The following is a 6,672-nucleotide window of genomic DNA, read 5'->3' as shown; positions in this document are numbered from 1 at the left end:
CTAGTGATTTCGCAATCGATTTCATGCTTTCTGATCCATTTTGATAACGCATAACTGCTTGTAATTTTTCGTCCGAACTAAAATTAGCCATAGAAAAAACTGCACCTCCAATGTTAGATGGTGTCTAACAATTGGGGTGCAGTTCAATGGTCCTGTGGGCTTTTCCATGCTGCCAAACTGCTGATACGCAGGCTTGTCCTATGATTCACCCGACAATGTGCGGTCGCCGGTCAAATATTTCTCGGTCAAGATGGAGAGCAGGCGAATGCCGACTTCATTCTCTCCGCCTTCGGGAATGATCAGGTCGGCGTACTTCTTGGAGGGTTCGATGAACGCCTCATGCATCGGCTTGACGGTTGTCAGATACTGATTATGGATCGACTGGATGGTCCGGCCGCGGTCCTCGATATCGCGCACGACCCGGCGAAGCAGGCGTACATCGGGATCGGTATCCACAAACACTTTAATGTGAAGCAGCTTGCGCAGATTCTCATCGGACAGTACGTGCAGGCCTTCAATGATGACGATGTTGTTCGGCTTCAGTTCAATGGTCTGATCCGTGAAACGGGCATGGGCGGTAAAATCATACACCGGTGCAAATGCGGGTTGTCCGGTTTTCAAAATGCCGAGATGTTCGACGAGCAGCTCGTTGTCAAAGGCGAACGGATGATCATAGTTAATCGCTTCGCGTTCCTCGAAACTGAGCTCTTTATGATCCTTGTAATAGTTATCCTGCGAAATAAAAGTGACTTTATCTGAACCAAGACGGTCAATGACAGAGCGGGCAACCGTCGTTTTGCCCGATCCGGTGCCGCCGGCAATACCAATTATGAGCATGGCGAATCCATAACCCTCCCTAGAGTTTGCAATTTTATTATTGTAGCACAGCATGCGCTTATTTTCACTATGGGGACATAGAGCAAAAGATGGGATTTCCCATATGTTCTTTATTCTTACCATGGAATAGCTAACCGAATCTGTATGTCTTATCATAGAGGATAGACTAACCATTGAATTTTTTTCGGAGGGATGATCATGCATTATACGGCAATTTACTCATGCAAGCCCGCCCTATACATCCAGCAGGGAGAGCATCGTGGGAACATCGATTGGGACCGGTATGAAGCGGTGGTCCTGAGCGATACCGTGACCGGGCTTGCTGCGAAGGAAGCGACCGAGGTTCGCGCCTGCTGGAGCTCCGAATACTTTTATGTACGGTTTGTTTGCCAGGACTCTCATATCGTATCGGAGTACCAGCATCGGGATGATCCGCTGTATGAACAGGATGTCGTGGAATTGTTTATAGACGAAGCAGGAACGGGAATGGAATATATCGAGCTTGAGGTGAGTCCGAACAATATTATATTTGACGCCCTGATCCAAAGCGATGGCCAAAAGTCGATCACAAGCAGCGATGTGAAGTGGAATCTTGCCGGCCTACAGACCTCGGTAGAGCATGACGATAAGGGGAATATAATGTATGAAATTCGCATTCCGGCTGCGAACTTCAAGAATCCCCTGCAAGCGGGACGAAGCTGGAAGGTGAATTTTTACCGCATTGATGAGGACACCCAAGGAAACCGGGAGTATCAGGCATGGAGCCCAACCGGTGAGGTAAATTACCATATTCCTTCACGTTTTGGAAAGCTGGAGTTCGTCGATATGATTTAGCATATCCATATAAACCAGAAGGCCGCATCGGTGGATGTTCATATCTGCTGTGCGGCATTCTTGTGTTTGCGGAGAGAATCGTGTTGCAAAAGAGTTCATCCTGTATTATTATTCACTTACCGACCGGTAAGTAGAATTATGAGGGGTTGTTAAATCAGGATGAGTAATCCATCAACGTATGAGGTTATTTTAGATACAAGCTATCGCTTGTTTGCGGAACAAGGCTTTGAGAAAACGAGCATGGCGATGATCGCCAAGGAATTGGATGTATCCAAACCTGCGCTTTATTATCATTTTTCCTCGAAGGAAGCTCTTATTGACAAGCTTTTTGAAGAGATTTGCCGCAGCATCGGTTTTCATGTTTATTTTCAACTGGAGAAATATACGGCGGAGAATTTCAGCGCGAGGCTTACCTCTGACGGGTTGAACATGGTTCATACGCAACAGGAGGATGAACACTATACTCGAATTATGAATCAGTATCAGGCCTTGGGTTACCGCAATCCTAAATATGCACGGCAGCTAATCGGTATTCTGGAAGGGTTCACTTCAGGCTTTACGGAGCTGCTGGAGCATGGAGTTTCCATTGGGGCTCTGCCGGAGGGCAATATGGGAGTTCAGGCACAGATGCTGACCATGATCATTGACAGCATGGATAACTTCATGAGTTACGGTCTGGAATACGACTATGAGGTGATCTGGACGCAAGCAGTCAACCAGGTGATGACAGGAGCTGAGGGGAATGAGCTCTAACACAACGCGTTTAACCGCACTCGATTATGCTCGCGCCTGGGCCATCTTCGGCATGATTATTGTCAATTATAAACTTGCCATGGAGGTGGGGGATCATGGAGCCAATTGGCTGCAAACCATCGCCGGTCTGTTTGAAGGAAGAGCTTCTGCATTGTTCGTGGTACTTGCTGGCGTCGGTGTGTCCTTAATGACTGCGAAGGCTAGTATTTCCCGAAACCAACACATGATTCGAGAGAATCGGAAGACATTGGTGAGGAGAGCCGTATTCTTGTTCATCGCCGGTACACTTCTGCTGCTGACCGGATGGAGCGCCGATATATTGCACTATTATGCGGTATTTCTACTTCTGGCCTCGGTACTCATAACGGTATCGGACAAAACGCTCCTGATCCTGGCCGGACTCGTTCTGATCGTATCGTCATCCATGCTGATCCTGCTGGACTACAGCAAGGGCTGGGACCCCGGTTTTCATCGATATGCCGACTTTTGGACGGTGGAAGGATTCATCCGCAATTTGATGTTCAACGGATATCATCCTCTTTTTCCATGGATCAGCTTTTTCCTCATCGGCATGTGGCTTGGAAGAAAGGGCTGGTGGAGCGGCAAACACAGGCGGAAGCTCATGATGTATTCATTGTTCGGGGTGGTAATATTCGAGCTGTTATCCTACTTCCTCATTCGCTGGACGTCTCCGTGGCTTGATGCCGATTCGGCTAATTATCTGTTTACAACCAAGCCGATGCCGCCGACGCTGCTCTATGTATGTTCTGCGGGTTGTCTGGCTGTTGCCGTGATTACGATCTGTTTTTATATCGTTGAGCGTTTTGAGGATAACCGCCTGACAGGGTGGCTTATATGGACCGGGCAGCTCTCACTCTCCCATTATCTCGGCCATATCTTCATTGGATTGGGGCTGCTGGAAGCGATCGGGTATTTGAACCATGGCAATCTGGGCTTTGCGGTTGCTTACGGCTGCGGTTACTTTGTGATGGCTGTCATCTTCTCTTGGGTATGGAGAAAACGAGTGAGGCGAGGTCCCATGGAGCTGCTTATGCGAAAATGGTGTTAACTCTCCGGCAGGAGAATGGGCTATCTCTGTCCCGTAATGCCTATCCCTGGTATCCAATTAGCCGATTCCCCCATGAAATCGCTGCGCTTCAGCCATAAATACCCCGGGGTGTTTTCATAAAAGAACCAAAACCAACATCTCAAGAGGGATTTTGTCCTTTTTTTTGCATGCCGCAGGACATGTTGTTTTCATTGCAGCGTTCTATATACTTTGTAGGAAAGGGTAGCAATCCGCTTGGGGTGAGTGGACATGCAATATACGGAGGTTATTTTATGAATGCTGTTATGGATGGACTGATGCTCGAGCTGGAGCAGCAGTTGCAGGAGAAGGTCGCCGAAGATCTTCGGGATTTGCTGGATGAATATAAACAATTGAAGGGGGCGGCTCCTGATCAATTTCAGCTTTTTGAAGCGGAGTTCGGGATCGAGCTGCCACAGGACTTTCGTTCGTTTTACAGTAAGAAGAACGGCAGCGGATATGGGTTTCACGTGCTCTACCCCGGTAATGAAGGGGATGGGGAATACACGCCGTTTTATCTGATGAGCCTGGATGAGATGAGGGAGGTCAAAGTTTATTTCTGCGAACGGGATGAACCGCTGGATGCGTATTACAGTTCGGAGGAAATACAGCAGCTGGATCCGGAGATTAAGCCTTACCTGTTTCACAAGGCTTGGTATCCGTTTGCCACGATGGCAGGCGGGTCGTTGTATTTGATGCTGGATTTCGATCCGGCTGAGCCGGGAACGTCCGGGCAGATCATCATGTACGTGCATGATCCTGATTTTGTGTATTATATTGCGCCTTCCTTCACGGAGCTGCTTCAGGCGTCAAACCGCAATTTGCGCACCGACATTGAAGAGGTGGACTACTGATGGAACGCCAGGAAGCGCTCTTGATGCTTGCAACAGCGTCGCTTGTGCGTGGTCATCTGAAGGAAGAACTCGCGAGGGGAGGTGACAGCATGAAAGGCAGGCGGGTCCTCTGGGGAGTGATCATCCTGGTGGCAGCCACGTTGTTGATACCCGGTTACTTTATTGCGCGCACGTATGGGCTTTTTCAGAATGAGGTGGTCCTGATCACAGCTGGCCGTTGATGTGGATGGTGAACAAGTGGATGCTTGGCCGCTGCTGGCCGGCTTTGCCGCAACCGATAAACAAGGGGAGTTTCGTTCGTTGTACTACAGGCTGGAAGGGTCTGATCTCAACATGCTGTATCAATTGGCGTATGGGCAGTTCGAGGTGGAGGCTTCGGAGGATAATCCTTTCTTGGCAGGGAGGGTCCAGTATGAGCATCTGGCGAACGATTTTTAAATAGAATGCAGGTATCCCAAAAGCGAGGTGTTTTACATATGCAGCATACGAAAATGACTCAAGAGGTGGACCTCACCATTTCGCACCATCAGATCCAAGTCCGCTCACGGACTTTGATGAGGATTTGTGCCAATGGGGAGAAACCAATATCAAGCAGGGCGTTGTCATTCATCCCGGTTATCTCACCTTTGATCCTATCCCTGATGATGCTTTCGGCGCCTGGGTAAAGCTGGCCTTGAAAGAGGCGTTCATCGAAGATCCGAACGCGCAGCGGCGGATGGTCGTGCCGTTTGATGTTCTGGATCCTGGGAAGCTGGAGCTGTTGTCCGTCATGTCGGACGCCGCTATTGAGCTTCCGCTGCAAGCAGGGCGATATGCACTGTATTTTGAGATTTGCGAGGATGAAGAAGTGTATTATCGCTTCACTTTTGTTCATGAGGGAGAAAAGTTTCAAGCCCGGTATCTGATGGATGATGAATGGGGCGGCAAGGCTGGAGAAGCATTGTAGGTGGGGTACTGCTGACGGATTGCTGCACTATAACAGGGCACGGAGGGCCTCGCTTGAGGTAAACGTTCTTAACATGAAAATATGAAGAGGCCGTCTCCGTGTTGGAGAGGGCCTCTTTACCGCTGACTGTGCTGTCCCTGCTTAGGAAAGATCGTGTGCAGGAGGCGCAGACTTTGAATGGAGTAGTTTCTATGTTATTTTGCTGCGGTTACCGTAATCTGGCCATGCTTGCTTTGATCTGCATTCAGATTCAGAACGTCTGTTAGGAAAGCAAGCGGAACATAGACGTGGCCTTTTTTCATGACAGGAGCCGAGCCCAGCGAACGTGGGGCCATTTTGCCGAAAGTGTAAGCATCCTTGCTCAGCTTCACCGCGCTCCAGACGGCTCCCTTGGAGATTTCCGTGGTTTTGCTCTTGCCGTTCCACTTGACATTGAACTGCAGCTGGCGCAGCACGGATACCTGAACCATGAGTTTGCCGTTGTTATCTTTGTAATAAGCGCCTGATTTCAATACGGCTGCAGCAGGCTTTATGTCGGATTCTTTACCCGGCAGCTTTACGGCAAATTCCGGTGTCCCTGTGGCTCCAGGGGCAATGCTGTATTTTTGGAATACGATATAGGCCTTTCCGTCCGCGACATAGAAGGATTGCTCCGCGTCTATGCCTTGAAACCCGTCTTCGTTCGAGAAATAATGGTCTTGATCCGCGGCAATCGCCGTTTTGACCGCTTGATCCACGATGGATTTGTAATCTTTGCCGAACAGGTCTTCAAGCGTCACGCGCTGTGCTTCGGCTTCGTTCGTGAAGTTGTACGTATCCACGCGGGGATCGCCATTGTTCATCCCGATGCCTTCGGTGATGACCTTAAGGGAGATCAAGCTGCCGTCTTTACCATCCGATGTGAGCTCATAAGTGATGTTCAGCTGATAAGGGTGCATGGTATAGCCGTTCTTTTGTGCATTTGCAGCAGCTTCCGCCGCTTCTTTCTCCCATTTGTCCATATCCTTGGAGGCATGGGATTCGATAATGTCGTTCAACTGGTCTTGAAATTTGGTGTCAGTCAAACCTTGGAATACAGGGATCTTAATATTGGTTTCCAGCCATTTTTGCTTGGATTGCAGCGTTTTGGATGTTATCAGTTGCGGGGCAACGGTTGGAGCGGTCACCCGATTCGTGCTCGCTGCAGCTTTGGTTTCGGCATGGACATGAGCGGATGGCAGACCCGAAGCGGAGATCATCAGGATGCCCGCTAATCCGGCTGCCGCCAGGGTTTTGGTGATTGGGGTTGTGTGCTTCATTGTTTTTTTCATGTTATGTTACCTCCAGGTTAAGTTTTGATATTTATTATTTGTGATCTGCAT

Annotated in this window: 9 protein-coding genes; 7 read left to right on the top strand and 2 right to left on the bottom strand. The window is 49.1% G+C overall.

Going from position 1 to position 6,672, the window contains the following annotated elements; genetic code table 11:
* Nucleotides 1-198: 198 nt before the first annotated feature.
* Nucleotides 199-837: a uridine kinase gene (gene udk / locus ACPV3A_RS36010; RefSeq protein WP_071219124.1), complete on the bottom strand. Its 639-nt coding sequence runs from the start codon at nucleotides 835-837 to the stop codon at nucleotides 199-201.
* 198 nt (nucleotides 838-1,035) lie between these two features.
* On the opposite strand from udk, the gene ACPV3A_RS36005 reads away from it, so the two are divergent.
* The 7 genes from ACPV3A_RS36005 (at nucleotide 1,036) to comJ (ending at nucleotide 5,311) form a co-directional block, all read left to right on the top strand.
* Complete coding sequence (locus ACPV3A_RS36005; RefSeq protein WP_426204647.1) at nucleotides 1,036-1,671, top strand: carbohydrate-binding family 9-like protein; 636 nt, start codon at nucleotides 1,036-1,038, stop codon at nucleotides 1,669-1,671.
* Between the two features lie 159 nt (nucleotides 1,672-1,830).
* Entirely contained in the window at nucleotides 1,831-2,424 is a 594-nt protein-coding gene (locus ACPV3A_RS36000) for a TetR/AcrR family transcriptional regulator (RefSeq protein WP_339221235.1), read from the top strand.
* On the top strand, nucleotides 2,414-3,493 hold the full coding sequence (locus ACPV3A_RS35995; RefSeq protein WP_426204645.1) for a DUF418 domain-containing protein: 1,080 nt from the start codon (nucleotides 2,414-2,416) through the stop codon (nucleotides 3,491-3,493). Before ACPV3A_RS36000 ends, ACPV3A_RS35995 begins: the two co-directional genes overlap by 11 nt.
* 272 nt (nucleotides 3,494-3,765) lie before the next feature.
* Nucleotides 3,766-4,365: an SMI1/KNR4 family protein gene (locus ACPV3A_RS35990; protein WP_426204643.1), complete on the top strand. Its 600-nt coding sequence runs from the start codon at nucleotides 3,766-3,768 to the stop codon at nucleotides 4,363-4,365.
* Between the two features lie 23 nt (nucleotides 4,366-4,388).
* A complete protein-coding gene (locus ACPV3A_RS35985) occupies nucleotides 4,389-4,586 on the top strand; it encodes a hypothetical protein (protein WP_339295420.1) in 198 nt (65 codons plus the stop codon).
* 1 nt (nucleotide 4,587) lies between these two features.
* A complete protein-coding gene (locus ACPV3A_RS35980) occupies nucleotides 4,588-4,803 on the top strand; it encodes a hypothetical protein (RefSeq protein ID WP_426204642.1) in 216 nt (71 codons plus the stop codon).
* Between the two features lie 124 nt (nucleotides 4,804-4,927).
* On the top strand, nucleotides 4,928-5,311 hold the full coding sequence (gene comJ / locus ACPV3A_RS35975; protein ID WP_426204640.1) for a competence protein ComJ: 384 nt from the start codon (nucleotides 4,928-4,930) through the stop codon (nucleotides 5,309-5,311).
* 194 nt (nucleotides 5,312-5,505) lie between these two features.
* On the opposite strand, the gene ACPV3A_RS35970 is transcribed toward comJ, so the two are convergent.
* The gene (locus tag ACPV3A_RS35970) at nucleotides 5,506-6,621 is read right to left on the bottom strand and encodes a DUF3298 domain-containing protein (RefSeq protein WP_426204638.1); all 1,116 of its coding nucleotides are present in this window, start codon (nucleotides 6,619-6,621) and stop codon (nucleotides 5,506-5,508) included.
* Between the last annotated feature and the right edge of the window lie 51 nt (nucleotides 6,622-6,672).

The organism is Paenibacillus sp. Dod16 (assembly GCF_049893405.1).
In the GTDB taxonomy this organism is placed as follows: Bacteria; Bacillota; Bacilli; order Paenibacillales; family Paenibacillaceae; genus Paenibacillus_AQ.
This window is presented reverse-complemented; position numbering and strand designations above follow the sequence as displayed.

Bases quoted from the DNA above. Each gene is read 5' to 3' on its own strand.
- udk (WP_071219124.1), bottom strand. From the start codon at position 837: ATGCTCATAATTGGTATTGCCGGCGGCACCGGATCGGGCAAAACGACG.
- ACPV3A_RS36005 (WP_426204647.1), top strand. From the start codon at position 1,036: ATGCATTATACGGCAATTTACTCATGCAAGCCCGCCCTATACATCCAG.
- ACPV3A_RS36000 (WP_339221235.1), top strand. From the start codon at position 1,831: ATGAGTAATCCATCAACGTATGAGGTTATTTTAGATACAAGCTATCGC.
- ACPV3A_RS35995 (WP_426204645.1), top strand. From the start codon at position 2,414: ATGAGCTCTAACACAACGCGTTTAACCGCACTCGATTATGCTCGCGCC.
- ACPV3A_RS35990 (WP_426204643.1), top strand. From the start codon at position 3,766: ATGAATGCTGTTATGGATGGACTGATGCTCGAGCTGGAGCAGCAGTTG.
- ACPV3A_RS35985 (WP_339295420.1), top strand. From the start codon at position 4,389: ATGCTTGCAACAGCGTCGCTTGTGCGTGGTCATCTGAAGGAAGAACTC.
- ACPV3A_RS35970 (WP_426204638.1), bottom strand. From the start codon at position 6,621: ATGAAAAAAACAATGAAGCACACAACCCCAATCACCAAAACCCTGGCG.